The sequence below is a fragment of the Corallococcus sp. RDP092CA genome, assembly GCF_041903675.1.
GTDB lineage: Bacteria > Myxococcota > Myxococcia > Myxococcales > Myxococcaceae > Corallococcus.
In genome coordinates this window covers 131,865-150,747 of sequence record NZ_JAYESI010000019.1, presented here as the reverse complement: position 1 = coordinate 150,747, position 18,883 = coordinate 131,865, and the positions used below count along the sequence as shown (strand labels likewise).

The window sequence follows — 18,883 nt, the reverse complement described above, 5'->3', positions numbered from 1 at the left end:
GGTGGATGCTGACGCGGAAGCTTCGCAGCCTCGGGAGCCGAGCGTCAGGGCAGTGCTGCACCCCAACCCCCAACGTCAGGAGTCTCCCCATGAAGAAGCTGATTGCGCTGTTCGGTCTCGTCGCGGGTCTGGCCGCCACCTCCTACTCCGTGCCGGCCATCGCGGCGGCGGATCGCGGCTCGACGTACACCGGCCCCACGAGCCAGCTGGCCAGCGACGTCATCATCATCATCATCGATGAGAACGAGTACTACTGGGTGGAGTACTACAGCAACGCGACCGCGAACACCTCCAACGCCGCCCCCGCGCTGAACGACGCCGCGTTCGACCGCTGAGCGCGGTGACCGTCGTCTGAAGCATCGCGGTGTGACACGGGGGCCGCGGAGCCGTCCGTCCGCGGCCCCTTTCTCACGAGGGCATCGCCAATGAAGCATCGGGTGTGGTGGCTGCTGGGAGCGCTGGCGTCGGGCTTCCTCCTCTGGTTCTTCGCGCTGCGCGCAGGCCCGGAGGCGGGGCCGGTCATCACCCGGGCGCCGGAGGACCCCGCGCCGTCCACGCCCATCGCGGTGCGCTCCAAGAACCTCGCGTCCCGGGGCCTGGCGCCCGCCGAGGCGTCGCCGCTGCCCCTGGAGCTGGACGCGGACCGGCCGGGGCCCCTGCGGCTGGAGGGCCTGGTGCTGGACCCCCGGGAGCTGCCGGTGGAGGGCGCCACGGTGGTGCTGGACACGAGCCCTCCGCGCAGCGTGCGCACGCAGAAGGGCGGCACCTTCGAGTTCGAGGGCCTGCCCCCGCGCGAGTACCAGGTCGCCGCCCGGCAGGGCTCGCTGCTGGCGGGGCCGGTGGGCCTGTGGCTGGGGGAGGGGACCGGGCCGCTGGTGATGCACCTGAAGCCGGCCGGGGTGCTGGAGGTGACGGTGGTGGAGGGGCCGGAGCGGCGGGGCGTGCCGGGCGCGGCGGTGGAGCTGCGCGCTCCGCAAGCCGTCGTGGGCACCACCGACGCGGAGGGGCGCGCGTTGCTGGAGGGCGTGCCGGCGGGGCGCCATGTCCTCAAGGTCTCCGCGAGGGGCTTCGCGCCCGCGTGGCAGGTGACGCAGGTCGCGGAGGCGGCGGACGTGGCGCAGAAGGTGTCGGTGGCGCTGCGGGGCGGCGCGGCGGTGTCGGGCTCGGTGGTGGACGCGCGCGGGCAGCCGGTGGCGGGCGTCGTCGTCACGCCGGTGCCGGAGGCCTCCTTCTCATCCGGGGCGCTGACCACGGCGCGCGCGGATGGCGTGGAGACGGACGCGAAGGGCGCCTGGCGCTTCGAGCACCTGGGGGCGGGCCCCTATCAGTTCGTCGCCTCCGGACCGAAGGTCGCGCCGGGCACGTCCACGACGGTCCGGCTGGACGGCGTGAGCGAGCAGACGGGCATCACCCTCACGCTGCCGGACTCGGCGCGCTTCGGCGGCCGGGTGGAGGACGCGCGCGGGCAGCCGGTGGCCTACGCGGTGGTGCGGGTGGCGCTGGACGAGGGCGCGCGGCGGACGCTGGCGCGGCAGACCACGGCGGACGCGAAGGGTGTCTTCGAGATGGAGGGCCTGCCCCCGCGTCGGGTGGCGGTGGTGGCGCGGCATGAGCGCGCGGCGTCGCCCACGCGGTTCGTGGACCTGTCCCAGGAGGCGTCGCGGCAGGAGCCCGTCGTGCTGGTGCTGTCCGCGGCGGAGGTGCTGCGCGGGCGGGTGGAGTCCTCGGAGGGGCAGCCGGTGGGCGAGGCGGTGGTGATGGCGGAGCTGACGGGAGGCCGGATGCGGGGCCGCGCGGAGCAGACGTTGCGCGGGCCGTTCCTCGCCACGGCGGACGCGGGGGGGCGCTTCGAGGTGCGGGGCCTGTTGCCGGGCACGTACCTGCTGCGCGCCGCGCCGCCGGGCACCACGCCCCAGCAGCGGCTGGCGTGGCTGACGTCGCCGGTCCAGGCGGAGACGGGGGGCATGGAGTCCGTGCTGCGCCTGAGCCTGGGCGGGACGCTCCGGGGCCGGGTGGTGCGCGAGGACGGGGCGCCGCCCGCGGAGTTCTCCCTGGTGCTGCGGGGCGCGGGCGCGGTGCCGCACGGGGGCGGCGACGGCAGCTTCCACATGCAGGGCGTCCCCGCGGGCGACCACACGCTCTACATCACCGGCAAGGGCTTCGTGAACAAGTCGGTGCCGGGGGTGCGCATCCAGGAGGGCCGGGAGACGGTGCTGGGCGACGTGGTGGTGCAGCGCGGGCGGCGGCTGGAGGGCGTGGTCACGAACGCGACGGGCGCGCCGGTGCCGGACGCGCTGGTGCGGGTGTCCCAGCCGATGAAGGGGGTGGGCGTGGTGGCGGGGGCCGCGGCGGAGCTGGACTACGGGCTCCAGCAGGCGGTGACGGGGCCGGACGGCGCCTTCGTGTTCGAGGGGCTCCCCATCTCCGCGCTCCAGCTCTCGGCGGAGCACGTCCAGGAGGGACGCTCGGAGTTCGCGCAGCTCTTGCCCGGCGTGGAGGACACGCGGATGAACCTGCGGCTGTCGGCCACGGGGCAACTGGACGGCGTGGTGCGCAAGGGCGACCAGCCGGTGAGCGGGGCGCTGGTCATCGTCTCCAACCCGGGAGCGCCCGCGGGCGGCGTCAGCGGCACCACGGGCACGGACGGCGCGTTCCACTTCGACAACCTGGCGCCGGCGACCTACTCGGTGCTGGCCATGTCGGAGTCGGGGCCGGGCCAGCAGATGCAGCGCACGACGGTGTCCATCCGGGCGCGCGAGACCGCCCGCACGGAGCTGGTGATCCCCGAGAGCGGCGTGACGGTGCTGGTGCACGCCCAGGCCGCGGAGGGCGCGCGGGCCCCGGAGGCGCGGGTCCTGCTGGTGGACAACCAGCAGGCGGCGAGCCGCCCGGCGCAGGCGCAGTTGCTGTCGCTGACGCAGTCCGCGCAGTTCGACAACGTGGCGCCGGGGACCTACCAGCTCTGCGTCACCACGACGGGCAACCCGGCCGCCCCCGGGGACGGGGGGACGGCGGCGCCGCACCCGGACTGCCGCTCCGTCCAGGTGGCGCAGCAACCCGCGCGGCAGGAGCTCATGATGGCGCTGCCGTTGCTCTAGCGCGGAGGCTCGCGACGGCGGTGAGCGGGCCGCGGGGTGGCGCTCCCCGCGCGGCCGTTTTCCATGGGGAGACAGGCGGGCGGCGCGTCTCTGGGAGGCGCGGGGGGACCGGGGTATAGACGGGCGCCATGCACGTCTACGCCGTCGCGTTGGCTCAGGAGCTGGGCATCAAGCCGGAGCAGGTGGACCGGACCCTCGCGCTTCACGAGGAGGGAGGCACGGTCCCCTTCATCGCGCGCTATCGCAAGGAGGCCACGGGGGGGCTGGACGAGGTCCAGATTCAAGCCATCCTGGACAAGGCCTCGGAGCGCGCGGAGCTGGACGGGCGGCGCGACACCATCCTGCGCAGCATCGAGGAGCAGGGGAAGCTGACGCCGGAGCTGACGAAGGCGCTCCAGGCGGCGCGCACGCGCGCGGAGCTGGAGGACCTGTACCTGCCGTACAAGCCCAAGCGCCGCACGCGCGCGGCCATCGCCCGGGAGAAGGGGCTGGAGCCGCTGGCGGACCTGGTGTGGAGGCAGGAGGGCCAGCGCGGGGAGCGCCTGGACGCGCGCGTGAAGCCCTACGTGAACGCGGACAAGGGCGTGGCGGACGTGGCGCAGGCGCTGGCGGGCGCGCGGGACATCTGCGCGGAGCGCGTGGCCGAGGACGCGAAGCTGCGCCGCGAGGCCCGCGAGCTGTGCACGCGGCGGGGCTCGCTGCGCTCGGACGTGGTGCCGGCGAAGAAGGGCGAGCCGACCAAGTTCGAGAACTACTACGGCCACGAGGAGCCGCTGTCCCAGGCCCCGTCCCACCGCGTGCTGGCGCTCTTGCGCGGGGAGGAGGAGGGGGTGCTGAAGGTGAAGCTGGGGCTGCCGGACGACGAGGTGAAGGGGCTCTTCACCGCGCGCGTGGTGACGCGGCCGCAGTCGCTGTTCGCGGGCGAGCTGCGCGCGGCGGTGGAGGACGGGTGGGACCGGCTGATGGGGCCGTCGCTGGAGTCGGAGCTGCGCGCGGAGCTGAAGGAGCGCGCGGACAAGGGCGCCATCGGGGTGTTTGGAGAGAACCTGCGGCACCTGCTGTTGGCGGCGCCGGCGGGGGCTCGGGCGGTGCTGGCGTTGGATCCGGGGCTGCGCACGGGCATCAAGCTGGTGATGCTGGACGCGACGGGGACGGTGGTGGAGACGGCGACGCTCTATTCGGAGCGGAGCGCGGACGAGCGGGCGCGCGCGGCGAAGCTGCTGGAGGCGGTGGTGCGCAAGCACAAGCCGGAGCTCATCGCGGTGGGCAACGGCACGGGCAGCCGCGAGGCGGAGGTCTTCACGCGGGACACGCTGAAGGCGATGGGCGTGCAGCTCCCGGTGGTGTCGGTGAGCGAGCAGGGCGCGTCCATCTATTCCGCGTCGGAGGTGGCGCGGGAGGAGTTCCCGGAGCTGGACGTGTCGCTGCGCGGGGCGGTGTCGATTGGGCGGCGCTTGCAGGACCCGTTGGCGGAGCTGGTGAAGATCGACCCGAAGAGCATCGGGGTGGGGCAGTACCAGCACGACGTGGACCAGGGGCTCCTGAAGAAGAAGCTGGGCGAGGTGGTGGACTCGTGCGTGAACGCGGTGGGCGTGGACGTGAACACGGCGTCACCGCAGCTGTTGGAGCACGTGTCGGGCGTGGGGCCGTCGCTGGCGAAGAAGCTGGTGGCGCACCGGGCGGCGAGGGGGCGCTTCACGACGCGCCGGGAGCTGCTCAAGGTGAGCGGCCTGGGGCCGAAGACGTTCGAGCAGGCGGCGGGCTTCCTGCGGGTGCGCGGGCCGGAGCCGCTGGATTCGAGCGCGGTGCACCCGGAGCGCTACGCCGTGGTGGAGCGGATGGCGAAGGACCTGGGCGTGGACGTGGCGTCGCTGGTGGGGAACGCGGCGCTGGTGCGCCAGATTGAGGCGAAGCGCTACCTGGGGCCGGAGCTGGGCGAGCTGACGCTGAAGGACATCCTGGCGGAGCTGGAGAAGCCGAGCCGGGACCCGCGCGGTGACTTCACGGCGCATGCGACGCGCGACGATTTGCGCACGCTGGAGGACGTGAAGGAGGGGATGGTGTTGCAGGGCGTGGTGACGAACGTGACGGCGTTCGGCGCGTTCGTGGACGTGGGCGTGCATCAGGACGGCCTGGTGCACGTGTCGCAGCTTGCGGCGCGCTTCATCAAGGATCCGTCGGAGGTGGCCAAGGTGGGCGACCGGCTGACGGTGAAGGTCCTGTCCGTGGACCTGGCGCGCAAGCGTCTGGCGTTGTCCGTGCGCGCGGTGCTGGAGGGTGGGGCGCCGCAGCCGTCGGGACGGCCTGTACAGGCGAAGCCTGCCAGTTCGCCGGCGGCGCAGCGTCCGGCGCAGAAGCCGGTGAACCAGGCTCCGCCGCAGAAGAAGCCGGAGCCGTTCAACAATCCGTTCTCGAAGTTGAAGCGCTGACGCATATGGCCCACTTTCAAGACCTGTCCCCTTGCAACTCCATGCGCCAGTGAGAGGACCATGGGGTTCTCACTCTCCTATAGGAAGCCGCTGTAATCCCCATTCGCCCAATATGTCTCCAACGCTCGTGACCAGTGCTGACGGGTAGCAGGGCCTGCGGCTGAACAGCGAGAGATGCGCCGCGTGGTGACGGAGCTGTTTCAGGGGAACGTTTTTCCAACGTCGCCCGCCCAAGTGCGCGGTGAGTTCATGCGCTTCCCAAGCATCGGGCGCATAGGCAATGCGCTCAGCTTCGGGACGAGGGACATCCGCGAATGCGGCCTCGATTTGGTGCCTGAGGGGTTCGTCGCGTGGGCTCATGGTGCTGCGACTCATTGGCACTTCTCATTGGGACTGCAGCGGATGCGGCTGAACTCCGTGCAGCGGGCTTGCCCCTTCTCATAGGTGGCGAGAACGCCCTTGTGCGCCACGTCGCCGCCCCGGAAACAGCGCTCCATCAACGTCCTGCGCGCCTGGATGCGGTTCTGGAACCTGTTCCATCGGATGGTCAGCTCGGGACAGGACATGGCCTCATTGCAGCGCATCCCCTCGGTCTTGCATGCCACACCCGCTGCTTGGTTCAGCGCCCGGTAGACGTCCTTGTGCAATCGCCTGGCGGAGGCAAGGGTTCTTCGGCCTGGCTGGAAGCCGAGAGGAGCACGCACCACGCGGTGGTGAACAGCAGCCGGTTCCAGCCCTTCATGCGGTCCCTTCTCTCGATACGTTCTGCTCAATCCAACGGAAACAACCGCGCTTCCTTCGCCAGCACCTCATTGCGCGCCAGCAGGTCCGAGAACCGCTTCGTCCCATTCCTCGCGTCGAACCGCGCCGCGATGTCGCGCGCCTGGGACTCCAGCCAGTCCTTCAGCGCCCGCGTCCCGTACCCCCCGTCCACCGCGTGCAGCGGGAACGCGCGCGGCAATCGCAGACTCACCTCATCCCGGCCGTCCGCCGCCACCTGTCCCAGCAGGAACGCCGCCGCCGTGTAGAAGGTGAACCGGTCCCGGTAGCTGGAGTGCTCCAGCGCCCACCCCAGGTGCTTCTCCAGCAGCGTCAGCCCCCTCGACAGGTTGCCCGTCAGCGCCAGGAACTCCAGGTGCTCTCCCACCGTGGAGAGGAACTCGCGGTTCTTCGCGACCATCGCGTAGCCGCGCAGGTGGCAGTCCCTGGCTTCCTTCATCCGCTCCAGCTTGAAGAACGGATACAGCAGCGTGCCCAGCGTCAGGTGCGGGATCTCCGCGCAGGACTGCCTCCCGTCCAGGATGGGCTTCGCCTTCCGGATGGCCTGCTCCCACTCGCCCTTGTCCACGTGGTGGTCCAGCTCGTCATCCAATTCGCAGACGCGGCAGTCCGTCAGGTGGTCCCTGGGTGTGACGAGCCACGCCTCCCACAGGCGCTCCGCCTCCGCCGTGTCCCCCATGTCCCGGGCCATCTGGTAGCGCAGCTTCAGCGCGGCGCGCTTGCCCGCGTCCAGCTTCGCGAAGCTCTGCTCCACGTCATCCAGCGCGTCGGCGATCTGCTTGCGGCTGATGTGCGGGAACTCGTCCAGCCGGCCCACCACCCACTTCTGCTTCCACAGCATGTCCTCCGGGTCGAACCGCTGCGGGTCCTTCTTCTGCTGCCCCCGGCACCACGCGAACGCCACCAGCGCCTTGTCCGGATACCCCCCGAACGTCGCCGCGTCGATGAGCGCGTCCCGCAACTCGTACCCCAGCGCCACGTCGCCGTGCACGTCCACCAGCCGCACCGCCTCCTCCAGCGCGCGCACCTTCGCGTCACCTTCCGGCAGCGCGTCCGCCTGCGCGCGCAACGCCTCCACCTGCTGCTGCCAGTCCGCCATCAGTGCATTCCCCCCCGCGAGCCCGGACCGGACGACCCGCCACCTTCATCCAGCCGCGCGGAGATGAGCCCCAGCAGTCCATGGTTGAGCAACGCCATCTCCTGCGCGTTCAGCGGGTGCTGCCCCAGCAGCAGCGCCTGCACGTAGAGCATCTCGACCGACAGCTTCAGCAACTCCCGCCCCTCCACCTCCGCCAGCCGGCGCACCACCGGGTTGTGCAGGTTGAGGCAGAGCAGCGCCCGGTCCTGGCCACCCGCACCCGCCAGCACCCCGTCCAGCACGCCCGCGTACAGGTCGTCCGACTCCTCCCGTGCCCGCTCCGCGTCCCGCCGGAACGCCCCTTCCGCGTCCGAGCTGTAGAGCGTGGGCACCTCCGCCGGGAAGAACTTCTTCACCTCCACCCCGCAGCGGAACGGCGCCAGCACGCGCTCCGCGAGGCGCAGCAGGGGATAGACGGCCTCGCGCTCGTCGAGCGTCAGCTCCTCGAAGCTCTGCGGCAGGTCCGCCGACGAGAACGGCGCCACCTGCGTCTCCGGCACCACGTGCGGCAGCTTCTCCAGCAACGCCGTGTCGTGCGTGTACGCCGCGTTCAGCACGCACAGCCCCTGCGCCCCCGCCACCCGCGCCACCTGCCGGAACCCATCCAGCGTCGGTGTGTAGCGCACCACCGGCCACGACCGCCGGTAGTCCGCCAGCGTCATCACCCCGAGCGACGTCTCGAACGGCAGCCAGTGGATGACCAGCCGGTAGAAGTCATCGTCGTCCAGCGCGAGGCCCTTCACCGACAGCCCGTGCAGCGAGATCAACCGCTGGAGCGCCCGAGGGTCTTCGTGCGCCAGGTCCATCAGGTACCCGCGCAGGGACTGCCCGAGGGCCTCGCGTGCCTTCGAGAGCACCGTGTCCTCGTAGAAGGACTCGCGGCTCGCGGTGGGCCTCAGCCCGTTCGCGTTCACCACGCACTTCACGAAGAACGCCCACTCCGGCAACAGGTTCTCAGCGCTCTCCGACAGCAGCATCTGCTTCAGGTACACGCGGTGCTTCTGTCTGGCATTGAAGTGCGGCGACGCCGGCAACACATACGCCACGCCGTCCACGTCCCCCGCCTCCGAGCGCAGCGGGATCACATCCAGGAAGTCCGTGCCGAACACCTCGCGCCCGTACGTAAGCAGCGCCTGCCGCTTGTCGCTGGCCGTCTCGTAGAAGCGGCGCCAGGGCGGGCCGTCCGGGTTGAGCGTCTCCGTCTGCCCCTCCACCGTGAGCCGCACGGGAAAGGGCAGCAGGCCGCCGTAGTGCTTCGCCAGCTGGCGCACCCGCTCCGGCGCGAACCACTCCGCCATGTCCGGGCGAGCGACCAGGTAGACGTGCGTGCCGGGGGCGTCCAGCGGGTGCTCGGAGACGCGCACCCCATAGGTACCGTCGTGCCGGCCGCGCCACTCCAGCGTCCGCCCGTCCCCCTTCGCGGAGCGCGTCACCACCAGCAGCTCGTCGCACACCATGAAGCACGACAGGAGGCCGATGCCGAACTGCCCGATGAAGTCGTTGCGGCGCGCCTCCAACTGCTCGCGCTTGGAGGACTCGCCAATCGTGGCCAGGAAGCGGTGGATCTCCTCCTCCGTCAGCCCCACGCCCTCGTCCGTGAAGAGCAGGGTGGGCGGCCCGCCGTCCTGCTTCTCCCGCAGCTCCAGCCCCACCGCGCCCCGGGCCTGGGGCTCCAGCAGCTGGCGGGCGCGGATGGCGTCCGTGGCGTTCTGGAGCAGCTCCCGCACGTAGACCCCGGGCGAGCTGTACAGGTGGTGGGACAGGAGGTCGATGACCCCACGGAGGCTGACTTGGAATCGATGGTCCACGCGGCCGTCGAGCGTAGCGCGCTGCATCCTCCCCGGGGCCACAAACCCCCGCCGTGGGTGGATGAAGGCCTCTGTGTCCTCTCCCGGGCAGCCGGACGCGCCAGCCCCCTTCCGCCTCCCTGGCGGGGTGGTATGTGGCGCCCCGGCCGTGTGGCGCCTCGGGGTGGCACGGCGACATGTCGTCTCTTTCCTTCCTCCTGGAGCGGACAACGATGGGCAACAAGCTGAAGGCAGTGGTGGTGGGCGCGGTGCTGGGTGTCGCGGGCGCGGCCTTCGCGCAGGGCACGCCGACGACGCCGGCGGCGCCCAAGGCCGATGCCAAGGCGGCCGTGAAGGCGGCGGCGGGCAAGGCGGTGGCCACGGCGGGCAAGACGGAGGTGACGTGGTGGGGCCACGCCGCGTTCGTGGTGAAGACGCCGGGCGGCGCGACCATCGCCATCGACCCGTGGCTCACCAACCCCAAGGCGCCGCAGGGCGCCACCTGGCCGGAGGCGGTGGACGCCATCCTCGTGTCCCACGGCCACTTCGACCACGTGGGCGAGACGAAGGCCCTGGCCCAGAAGACCAACGCCAAGGTGTACGGCTCCTTCGAGCTGGTGAACCTCCTGGGCCTGCCGGAGGCGCAGGGCGTGGGCGCCAACGCGGGCGGGACGTTCACGGTGAAGGACGCCACCATCCACCTGGTGGAGGCGGTGCACTCCAGCAGCTACCAGGCGGACCCGAAGAGCGCGTCGCAGTACGCCGGTGCGCCGCTGGGCTTCGTCATTGAGATCGCCAACGGCCCCACGCTGTACCACGCCGGTGACACCGGGGCGTTCCAGTCCATGGGCCTCATCGCGGAGCAGTTCAAGCCCACCGTGGCCATGCTGCCCATCGGCGGCCACTTCACCATGGACCCGCCGCAGGCCGCTGTCGCCGCGAAGCTGCTGAAGGTGAAGACCGTGGTGCCCATGCACTACGGCACCTTCCCCGCCCTGGCCGGCACCCCGGACGCGCTCACCACCGAGCTGAAGAAGACCCGGGCCACCACCAAGGTGCTCGCCCTGGAGCCAGGCAAGGCCACCCCGCTGTAGGCCTTCCCCGCGGCTCGCCCGCCTCGCGCCCGTCCGCCCTGGGTGGACGGGCGCGCTGTTTTTTCCGCCACCCATCAGCAGCGGTTGCCTGCCGCCACCGGGGGACGGAGGCCGGGTGGCATCCCGGAAGCGACTGGGTTATTCCCCGCCTCAGCGCGCCCGAGAGGGAAGCTCCGGCCGCGCGCGCTCGAGGGGTGTACCGGTGTCGGTGATGGTTTTTGGAAGGGGGACCTGGCTGGCCACGCTCCTGGCGGACGTGGTCGCCGCGCACGCGCGCTCCCCCGCGCCCGTCCCGACGCCGCTCCCGGACGCCGCTTCCGGTCGTGCCCGGGGCCGCGCCTTCCTGCGTCGCACGCTGCGGGCCTCGGGGCTCGTCTACGGCACGCCCGTGCCGCTGCCTCCGCCGGTGGACGGCGAGCCCGCGGACGTCCCGGCGCGGGCGGTGGAGGACGAGCTGTTCCACGCCGTGGTGCGCACGCTGGCGCGCATGGCGCTGGACCTGGCGCGGGTGATGGAGGCGCCAGCGGGCCCTCGGGTGGAGCAGCTGCTGGTGCTCTTCGCGGTGCTGGCGGGGGAGCTGGATCTGGCCATGGCGCTGGACGCGCGGCTCGCGGCGGGGTTGCCGGTGCCCCGGCGGATGGTGGGCCGGGTGGAGGACGCGCTCGACAAGCGGGCGCCGTCGCTGGCCGGAGACCCCGTGTACGGGCTGGTGCTGCACAACGGCGCGCAGTACGCGGACGCGCAGCTCTTCTTCCGGCAGGCCATAGACCTGTTCGCGTCCGGGCGCCTGTCGCGCGCGATGGCGGAGCGGCGGCGGGACTTCGCGGCGAAACAGAAGGCGCTGCTGGTGGACGTGCTCACCGCGCTCGCGTGCGTGGACCGCGAGCCCAGCCCGCCCGCGCGCCGCGCCATCCTCCGGCAGGTGGAGGGGCTGAAGCTGCCCCACGCGCTGGAGTCCGAGGTGAAGGCCGCGGTGCGCCAGTCCTTCGAGCGCAAGCGAGACGTGCGGGACGTGGTGCGCCGCGTGCGCAGCGTGGACATGCGCCACCTGCTGCTGGAGCAGGCGCTGCTGGCGGCGCTGGTGGACGGCCGGCGCACGCGGCGGGAGCGGGCCTTCATCGACACGCTGGCGGGCGCGCTGCACGTGCCCCACGCGGAGCTGCGCCGTCTGGAGTTGGAGATGGCGGAGTTCTACGCGCGGCACCGCTCGCTGGTGGATGTCTTCACCGTGTCGGACGCGGCGGGCGCCATGGGCGAGGAGCTCATGGGCGGCATGCAGGAGACGCTGGAGAAGAACTTCCACCGGCTCATGCAGGAGGCGCGTGAGACGGGCGACCTGGCGGTGCTGCTCACCAAGGCGGCGCGGCGCCAGAAGCTCACCGGCGACGAGCGCCAGCGCATGCGCGCCCAGCTCATCGACGTGGCGAAGGCCATCCCCGCGCTGGCCATCTTCGCCGCGCCGGGCGGCATCCTGCTGCTGGCGGCGCTGGCGAAGGTGCTGCCCTTCAGCCTGCTGCCCAGCAGCTTCCAGGACGGGCCCGCGGTGGACTCCGACGACGAGGACACGCTGGAGCGCGAGGCCGTCTGAACCACCCCGCGCTTCGGGGAGCCCACCCAAGCGTCACCGCGCGTGTCCCTCGGGGGGCCGAGTGGATGCGCCCGGGCTCCTGCTCGAAAGGGGCACACGCCTGCGCGGGCTGAAGCGGTAGGGAGCGCCGTCGCGGGGGCCGCGCCGGTGAAGGCGCGCGCCCTGACCGCGCCTTCGGGCTCCGCGCTGGAGGCGGTGATTCCCATCCCGGGGACCCGCGGCGTGCAGGCCCTCTTCGACATGGGCGCGCACCCCGTGGGCGGCGCCGGGTGCAGGGACGCCTCGGCCTCCAGCCCGTCCTTCACGGACCTCGTCTTCACGGTGGACCGAGCGGAGGGGCCTACTCCACCGAGAAGGTGACGCGGAGGTGCTGGGACAGGGGCGTGCCGTAGCGCGAGGGGGGCACGCGACGCACGGTCTTGTCGGTGTCCACGGTCCAGTCGGGGGCGCCCTGGTGGGGGCCCACGGCGGGCTCCTCGTCCAGCTCCGTGCCCACGTCCCACAGGTACACCTTGGACGTGACGTCGCCCGTCACCGGGGAGTGGGTCTTGTCGAACAGCGCGATGCCCTGCTCGTCGGTGCCGAAGAACCAGTCATTGGACTGGCCGAACATGGTCGCGAAGGACAGCCGGTCCGCGGGGCGCGCGGTCACGGTGAACTCGTAGGCGTGGCCCGGCAGGAGGGGGCCGGGCGTGGACGCGTCCACGGGCGTGGTGAAGATGCCCGACGCGCTCACGCCGGTGGGCGGCGTCGAGGCGAGCGCGCTGGCCAGCCGGGCGGTGTCGCCCGTCTCCGCGAGCGCCTCCAACCCCTGACCCCGGTCCACCGCGCCCTCCGTGAAGATCGGCGCGGCGGCGTTGTGCACGGCGAAGATGCCCGGGGACAGCGGCGTGGCCACGCCATTGCGCGGCGTGAGCCACGCGTGGAGCGCGGTGGCGTCTCCGGTCTCCGCGAGCGCCTCCAGGCCCTGGCCCCGGTCCTCCTGGCCCTCGGTGAAGAGGGGCTCGTTGCCCGCGCCCACCACCCAGACGCCCGGGGAGATGCGGACGGGCTTGATGCCCTCGGAGGTGCTGAGGGTGCTGAGGTCGTCGGAGACGTTGCTGATGCGCACCGTGAAGCGGTGCGTGGCCGCGTCGTGGGCCACCTGCACGCGGATCATCGACGCGAGCGGGGGCAGGTTGAACGTCTGGCCGCTGCTGAGCACGGGGCGCGCGCCCACGCGTCGCACCTGGGGCGTGAAGTCCTTGGGGCCCGGGCCGTCCGTGGCGGTCGCCTGCTTCGGGCCGGTGTGCGCGCCCACCGCGGGTTCTTCGTCCACCTCCGTGCCCGCGTCCCAGAGGATGACCTGCGAGGTGATGTCGCCGCTCAGCGGCTGGCCGTCGACGGAGTAGAGGGGGAGGCCTCGGGGCTCCGTGCCGAAGAACCAGTCGTTGGACGCCGCGAACATGGTGGCGAAGGAGAGCCGGTGGGTGAGGCCCGCGGTGAAGCTGAACTCGTAGCTGTCGCCCGGAGCGAGCGGGCCCGGCGAGGTGCCGCTCACCTTCGTGTCGAACCGGCCGGACTTGAAGTTCTGGAAGGGCGCCACGTTCTCGATGCGCACGCGGAAGCGCCGGGAGGACGGGTCGGTGTCGTCGCCGGAGCCGCAGGCGGACAGGGTGAACAGGCCCAGCGCGGCGCAGGCGGCGCTACCACGGAAGGAGCGGATGGACATGGGAGGAGTCTCCCCGGGCTTCGTGCAAATGCGAAGCCCTGCGGCGTGCCGCCCTCTACACGGTGGGGCGCCTGGCGGTGACGTCTGGCGCGGCCTCCGCGTGCGCGGAGGGGGGCCGTGCGTGGGCGCGAGGCAGGAGCGGCGTGAGGAACGCCGTCAGCGCCGCGAGGTTGCCGGGCCGGGACGCGTGTCCCACGTAGCCGTCCGGGCGCACCAGGATGAGCGCGGTTCTGCCCGGAGCCACGTCGTAGGCGCGGTGCGCGTGGCCATCCATGTCGAGCATGGCGTCGGAGAGGGGGGCCGCGCCCTTGCCGAGGACGTGGACGACGCGCACGGAGTCGCGGGCCCACGCCTCGACCTCCGAGTGCACGGGTCCAAAGGCGAGCAGCGTCCAGTGGGGGCCGCGAAACCTGTCCGACAGTCGGACAGGTTTGCCGTGAGCATCCACGCAGGGCGCGTCCGGGGCGCGGTCTCCCGCCTGCACGCGGGCCGTATCGCCGGGGACCTCCGGCGCGAGCGGGTCGCCGCGATAGCTCAAGCCCAGCTGTAGCAGCTCGTCGCCGCGGCGCATGGCCTTCATGCGCCCCTGTCGCATGCCGTCGAACAGCTTCGAGGACAGCCCCAGCACCCACGCCGCGATGGGCAACCGCTCCGCCTCGTAGGTGTCGAGCAGGGCGGGGGCCGCGCCCTGGAGCACGTGGCCCAGCTTCCAGCCCAGGTTGTAGGCGTCCTGCACGCCGGTGTTGAGCCCCTGGCCTCCGGTGGGCGGGTGCACGTGCGCGGCGTCGCCGGCGATGAAGACGCGGCCCACGCGGTAGCGATTCGCCATGCGCACGTTGGGGCGGTACACGGACAGCCAGCTTGCGTCGTGCAGGCGCAGCCTCGCGCCAGGGCGGGCGCCTTCCTGGAGGCGCTGGTGGAGCGCGGCCTCGGTGAGCTCCGGGAGGGGGTCGCCGGGCTTCACCTGGAGGGCGAGCTGGAAGCGGTCCGTGCCGGGCAGCGGGCACAGCGCCACCATGCCGCCCTTCGCGAAGGGCCACACGTGCCAGTGCGTGCGCTCCAGGCCGTCCACGCGCACGTCACCTACGACCATGCGCTCCTCTTCGAGGGTGACGCCGTGGAAGGTCAGGCCCAGCTCCTTGCGCACGCGGCTGTGCCCGCCATCCGCGCCGACGAGGTACTCCGCACGGACCGCCTCCTCCACGCCGTCACGGGTGAGGGTGGCGGTGACGCAGGTGTCGTCCTGGGTGAAGCCGGTGAGGGTGGTGCCGAACTCCACCGTGACGCCCAGCGACGCCAGCCGTTCGCGCAGGATGCCCTCGGTGCGGGCCTGGGGCACGAGCCAGGGATTGGCGTGGGGCACGTCCGGGGTCGAGGCGCGAGGGGGCATCATGGTCCAGCGCCCCACGACGAAGCGTCGCCAGTGGAGGCGGAGGCGGGGATAGGCACTGCCCGCGGCGAGCACGGCCTCCAGCACGCCCAGGTCGTCCAGCACCTCCAGCGTGCGAGGCGAGAGCCCCTTGCCACGAGAGCCGGGGAAGGGGCGTGGAGCCGCGTCCACGATGCGAACGCGGATGCCCCGACGGGCGAGGTCGCAAGCGAGCGTCAGGCCGGTGGGGCCGGCGCCGATGACGAGCACCGGCAGGAAGGCATGGAACATGGAGGGTCTCCTGTCGCGGGGGCGCTGGTGGCCCGGGAGCGACGGAGACAAGAATGTAAGGGAGTGCTTATGTTGTCAGCTTGTGTTCCCGTCCCAGGAGCCCGGCATGCCGCGCGCGAAGCTTTCCCCTCGGAAGTTGCCCACGCAGGAGCGCTCGCGAGCCACGGTGGACGCGTTGGTCCAGGCGACTGCTGACATTCTGGTGCGGGACGGCTCCGCGAAGCTGACGACGAACCGCATCGCGGAGCGGGCAGGCGTCAACGTGGCATCGCTGTACCAGTTCTTCCCCAACAAGGAGGCGCTGTTGGCGGAGGTGTCGCGCCGGCACGTGAAGGAGCAGCGCGCCGCCGCGCGAGAGGTGCTGGCGACGCGGAAGTTCGACACGTTGGAGGAGCTCATCCGGACATTGGTGGCGCTGGGCTTCGCGGCGCACGCGGTGAATCCGAAGCTGCACCACGCATTGACGGAGGAGCTGCCCGCGCGTCCGGCGAGGAAGTGGGACTCGGAGGACGCGCCCATGCTGGAGGCCCTGCGCCAGTTTCGCACGGACGTGCCGGACCCGGAGCTGGCACTGTGGCTCATCGACACCGTGTCCCACGCGGTCATCCACCGCGCGGTGGTGGAGCGCCCCGAGTCCCTGTCCCAGGGGCTGCTCCAGGAGGAGCTGGTAACGCTCCTCCTGCGCTACGTGAAGCGGAGGTGACGAGTGTCAGACGCGTGAGTAGTCTTCACGCCTCATGACAGCAGTGAGGGGGATGTCACGAAGCTCTTGATCGACACGAATGTCTTGATTCCGCTGGAGCCCACGTCGCCCGAGCAGGTCGAGGCGTTGACGGAACCCGCAACCCGACTGGTGCGAGCCATTGAAGAGGCAGGTTATCAACTCTTCATCCATCCAGCCATGAAGGTAGATGTCGAGCGCGACCGCGATGAAGGGCGACGCCAGCTTCGTGAGTTGTTGCTCGGAAAATACCTCCCACTTCCCGCGCCGCCCCCCGTTCCCGCCAACTGGAACGAAATCCTGGGGAGTCCTGAACTCCACTCGAACGACTGGGTGGACCACCAGTTGCTCGCGGCCGTGCGCTCCAACGCCGCAGGTGTCCTGGTGACTGAAGACCTCCGCATCCACCGGAAGGCGAAGCGCATCGGGCTGAAGGAACGCGTTGTCACAGTCGGCGAAGCCCTCGCGATGTTGCAGAGCTTGCGGGAACAGTTCACCCGGCCTCCCCCCGCAGTGGAGTTCACGTTCGCGCATGACGTCGACGCGGACGATCCTTTCTTCGACAGCCTCCGAGGAGACTACCCCCCATTCGACACATGGTTCCGCAGATGCCAGATGGAACACCGGCGATGCTGGGTGGTGCGGGGGCAGGGGCGGCATCTGGCCGCGCTGTGCCTCATCAAGGAGGAGGATGGCGTCCTGGACTTCAAGGGACGTACCCTGAAGCTCTGTACGTTCAAAGTTGCACCCGAGCATCAGGGACGACGCTTGGGCGAGCTTCTGCTCAAGAGCGTCTTCGAGCACGTCTCGAAGAACGGGCACGTGTTCGTCTACGTGACGGCCTATGAGCGGCAGGGCGCGCTGATTGCCGTGTTCGAGGACTTCGGTTTCCAGGTAGAAGGGCGGACCGAGTCAGGTGAACTCGTCCTCGTCAAGCGGATGAGAGTAGAGGGCACGTCCGAAGCCCTGGCGCCACTCGACTTCCACGTGCGCCATGGACCTCCCGCGATGAGGTTCGACGTACCGTCCTTCATCATCCCCATCGAGCCCCGGTTCCATCACCTGCTCTTCCCGGACGCTGATTCACAGTTGTCACTGGAGCCCGGTATCCATCCCTTTGGGAACGGCTTGCGCAAGGCGTACCTGTGCCGGGCATTGATCCGGCAGATAGAGCCCGGTGCGGCCTTGCTCTTCTATCTGAGCCATTCCCGGAAGGCTGTGACGGTCGCGGGCGTCGCGGAGCAGACGCTGGTGTCCAGCGATGTTGATGAGATCGCCGCCACGGTGGGGAAACGGACGGTCTTCTCCCTTCGCGACATTCAGGCACTGTGCTCGAATGGCGAAGTGCTCGCCATCCTCTTCCGACAAGCGGCCATCCTGAAGGAGCCCATTCCTCTGGGTGATCTCGGTCGCCATGGAGTGCTCAACGGCCCTCCGCAGTCCATCACCACGGTGCAGCAGGGAGGGCGCGAATGGCTTCGCCAGCGGCTCGGGCTGTAGTCCTGCTGCCCATCCAACCCCGGTACGCAACGCCCATCCTGGAGGGAAGCAAGCGCGTTGAGTTCCGCAAGCGCGCCTTCCGCCGGGAGGTCTCACACGTCGTCGTCTACTCCTCCAGCCCGGTGAAGCAGGTCGTCGGCTTCTTCGACATCGCTGGAATCGACGAGGCTCCTCCCGAGCAACTCTGGCGCCGCTACTCGCGAGTGGGAGCCATCCTGAAGGAGGACTACGACCGGTACTTCTCGCGATGCGAGGGCGGCGTCGCGATCCAGGTGGGAAAGGTCCACGTCTTCGCGAGGCCCTTCCCGCTGGGGGACATTTCTCCAGAGCTGCGCGCGCCTCAGAGTTATGCCTACCTGAGCGAGTACGCGTTCACGAAGATTCGCGTCCGGCGGACGCTCGCCACCTGAAGTTCCACGAGCACCCCATCCGTCCACGAGCCGATGGGGTGCTTCAAGCGAGAAGCCAGGTGATGGTTCAGCGCCCGGACGCCTGCGCGTCCACGGCGGCCAGCTCGTCCTGGGTGAGCTTCACCTCCGCGCCCGCGACGTTCTCCTCCAGGTGCTTCACGGAGGACGTGCCCGGGATGGGCAGCATCACCGGCGAGCGCGCCAGCAGCCAGGCGAGGGCAATCTGCGCGGGCGTCGCGTGGTGCTTCTTCGCCACGGAGTCGAGCGTGCTCCCCGGCCTCGCCAGACCGCCCGTCGCCAGCGGGAACCATGGGATGAAGCCCAGGCTCTCCTTCTCGCAGTAGTCCAGCACCTTCTCGTGCACGCGGTCGGTCAGGTTGTAGCGGTTCTGCACCGACACGATGTCCACCACCTTGCGCGCCCGCTCGATCTCCGCCACCGACACCTCCGACAGGCCGATGTGGCGGATCTTCCCCTCCTGCTGCAGCGCCTTCAGCTCACCCAGCGACTCCTCCACCGGCACCTTCGGGTCGATGCGGTGCAGCTGGTACAGGTCGATGCGCTCCAGCTTCAGCCGGCGCAGCGACATCTCCAGCTCCTGGCGCAGGTACTTGGGCGCGCCCACCGGGTGCCACTCGTTGGGCCCCGTGCGCACCAGGCCCGCCTTCGTCGCCACCACCACCCCCTTCGCGTAGGGGTGCAGGGCCTCCGCGATGAGCTCCTCGCTGTAGTAGGGGCCGTAGGAGTCCGCCGTGTCGATGAAGTCCACGCCCAGCTCCAGCGCACGGCGCAGCACGCGCACCGCCTCCGCCCGGTCCTTGGGCGGACCCCAGATGCCCGGGCCGGTGAGCTGCATCGCGCCGTAGCCCAACCGGTGGACGGGCAGGTCCCCGCCCAGCTTGAAGGTGCCGCTCTTCTCCGCGGGTCGCGTCGAGGTTCCGCTCATGAGTGCTTCCTCCGTGCAGAT

At 70.9% G+C, this 18,883-nt stretch carries 15 protein-coding genes; 9 read left to right on the top strand and 6 right to left on the bottom strand.

All coding sequences use genetic code 11. The annotated features are described in order from the left end of the window. Window positions 1-89 precede the first annotated feature (89 nt). The 3 genes from U8525_RS21150 to U8525_RS21140 all read left to right on the top strand — a co-directional run bounded on the left by U8525_RS21150 (window position 90) and on the right by U8525_RS21140 (window position 5,527). Window positions 90-335: a hypothetical protein gene (locus U8525_RS21150; protein WP_374268087.1), complete on the top strand. Its 246-nt coding sequence runs from the start codon at window positions 90-92 to the stop codon at window positions 333-335. 90 nt (window positions 336-425) lie between these two features. Beyond that, window positions 426-3,098 carry a carboxypeptidase regulatory-like domain-containing protein gene (locus tag U8525_RS21145; protein WP_374268086.1) on the top strand — a complete coding sequence of 891 codons (2,673 nt, stop codon included), beginning with the start codon at window positions 426-428 and terminating at the stop codon, window positions 3,096-3,098. Between the two features lie 128 nt (window positions 3,099-3,226). Next, window positions 3,227-5,527 (top strand): Tex family protein, encoded by a 2,301-nt coding sequence (locus tag U8525_RS21140; RefSeq protein ID WP_374268085.1) that lies wholly within the window; start codon window positions 3,227-3,229, stop codon window positions 5,525-5,527. Window positions 5,528-5,898: 371 nt separating this feature from the next. Here U8525_RS21140 and U8525_RS21135 read toward each other — a convergent pair whose 3' ends face one another. The 3 genes from U8525_RS21135 to U8525_RS21125 form a co-directional block, all read right to left on the bottom strand. Continuing rightward, window positions 5,899-6,231: a hypothetical protein gene (locus U8525_RS21135; protein WP_374268106.1), complete on the bottom strand. Its 333-nt coding sequence runs from the start codon at window positions 6,229-6,231 to the stop codon at window positions 5,899-5,901. Window positions 6,232-6,296: 65 nt separating this feature from the next. Further along, window positions 6,297-7,406: a hypothetical protein gene (locus U8525_RS21130; protein WP_374268084.1), complete on the bottom strand. Its 1,110-nt coding sequence runs from the start codon at window positions 7,404-7,406 to the stop codon at window positions 6,297-6,299. Next, on the bottom strand, window positions 7,406-9,253 hold the full coding sequence (locus U8525_RS21125; protein WP_374268105.1) for an HSP90 family protein: 1,848 nt from the start codon (window positions 9,251-9,253) through the stop codon (window positions 7,406-7,408). The genes U8525_RS21130 and U8525_RS21125 overlap by 1 nt, the downstream gene beginning before the upstream one ends. Window positions 9,254-9,465: 212 nt before the next feature. Between U8525_RS21125 and U8525_RS21120 the strand changes: the two genes are divergently transcribed. The 3 genes from U8525_RS21120 to U8525_RS21110 all read left to right on the top strand — a co-directional run bounded on the left by U8525_RS21120 (window position 9,466) and on the right by U8525_RS21110 (window position 12,274). After that, window positions 9,466-10,326: a metal-dependent hydrolase gene (locus U8525_RS21120; RefSeq protein ID WP_374268104.1), complete on the top strand. Its 861-nt coding sequence runs from the start codon at window positions 9,466-9,468 to the stop codon at window positions 10,324-10,326. A gap of 211 nt (window positions 10,327-10,537) precedes the next feature. Next, window positions 10,538-11,914: a TerB family tellurite resistance protein gene (locus U8525_RS21115; RefSeq protein ID WP_374268103.1), complete on the top strand. Its 1,377-nt coding sequence runs from the start codon at window positions 10,538-10,540 to the stop codon at window positions 11,912-11,914. Between the two features lie 147 nt (window positions 11,915-12,061). Then, the gene (locus U8525_RS21110) at window positions 12,062-12,274 is read left to right on the top strand and encodes a hypothetical protein (RefSeq protein WP_374268083.1); all 213 of its coding nucleotides are present in this window, start codon (window positions 12,062-12,064) and stop codon (window positions 12,272-12,274) included. Here U8525_RS21110 and U8525_RS21105 read toward each other — a convergent pair. Both U8525_RS21105 and U8525_RS21100 read right to left on the bottom strand, forming a co-directional pair. Continuing rightward, complete coding sequence (locus U8525_RS21105) at window positions 12,255-13,625, bottom strand: spondin domain-containing protein (protein WP_374268082.1); 1,371 nt, start codon at window positions 13,623-13,625, stop codon at window positions 12,255-12,257. The genes U8525_RS21110 and U8525_RS21105 overlap by 20 nt on opposite strands. Window positions 13,626-13,680: 55 nt before the next feature. After that, on the bottom strand, window positions 13,681-15,285 hold the full coding sequence (locus U8525_RS21100) for an FAD-dependent oxidoreductase (protein ID WP_374268081.1): 1,605 nt from the start codon (window positions 15,283-15,285) through the stop codon (window positions 13,681-13,683). 106 nt (window positions 15,286-15,391) lie between these two features. On the opposite strand from U8525_RS21100, the gene U8525_RS21095 reads away from it, so the two are divergent. The 3 genes from U8525_RS21095 to U8525_RS21085 all read left to right on the top strand — a co-directional run bounded on the left by U8525_RS21095 (window position 15,392) and on the right by U8525_RS21085 (window position 17,916). Further along, a complete protein-coding gene (locus U8525_RS21095; protein WP_374268080.1) occupies window positions 15,392-15,988 on the top strand; it encodes a TetR/AcrR family transcriptional regulator in 597 nt (198 codons plus the stop codon). Window positions 15,989-16,054: 66 nt separating this feature from the next. Next, the gene (locus U8525_RS21090; protein WP_374268079.1) at window positions 16,055-17,506 is read left to right on the top strand and encodes a GNAT family N-acetyltransferase; all 1,452 of its coding nucleotides are present in this window, start codon (window positions 16,055-16,057) and stop codon (window positions 17,504-17,506) included. Next, window positions 17,479-17,916: a hypothetical protein gene (locus U8525_RS21085; RefSeq protein ID WP_374268078.1), complete on the top strand. Its 438-nt coding sequence runs from the start codon at window positions 17,479-17,481 to the stop codon at window positions 17,914-17,916. The genes U8525_RS21090 and U8525_RS21085 overlap by 28 nt, the downstream gene beginning before the upstream one ends. 67 nt (window positions 17,917-17,983) lie before the next feature. Here the strand turns inward: U8525_RS21085 and U8525_RS21080 are convergent, their stop codons facing one another. After that, the gene (locus tag U8525_RS21080; RefSeq protein ID WP_374268077.1) at window positions 17,984-18,862 is read right to left on the bottom strand and encodes an aldo/keto reductase; all 879 of its coding nucleotides are present in this window, start codon (window positions 18,860-18,862) and stop codon (window positions 17,984-17,986) included. Window positions 18,863-18,883: the final 21 nt, after the last annotated feature.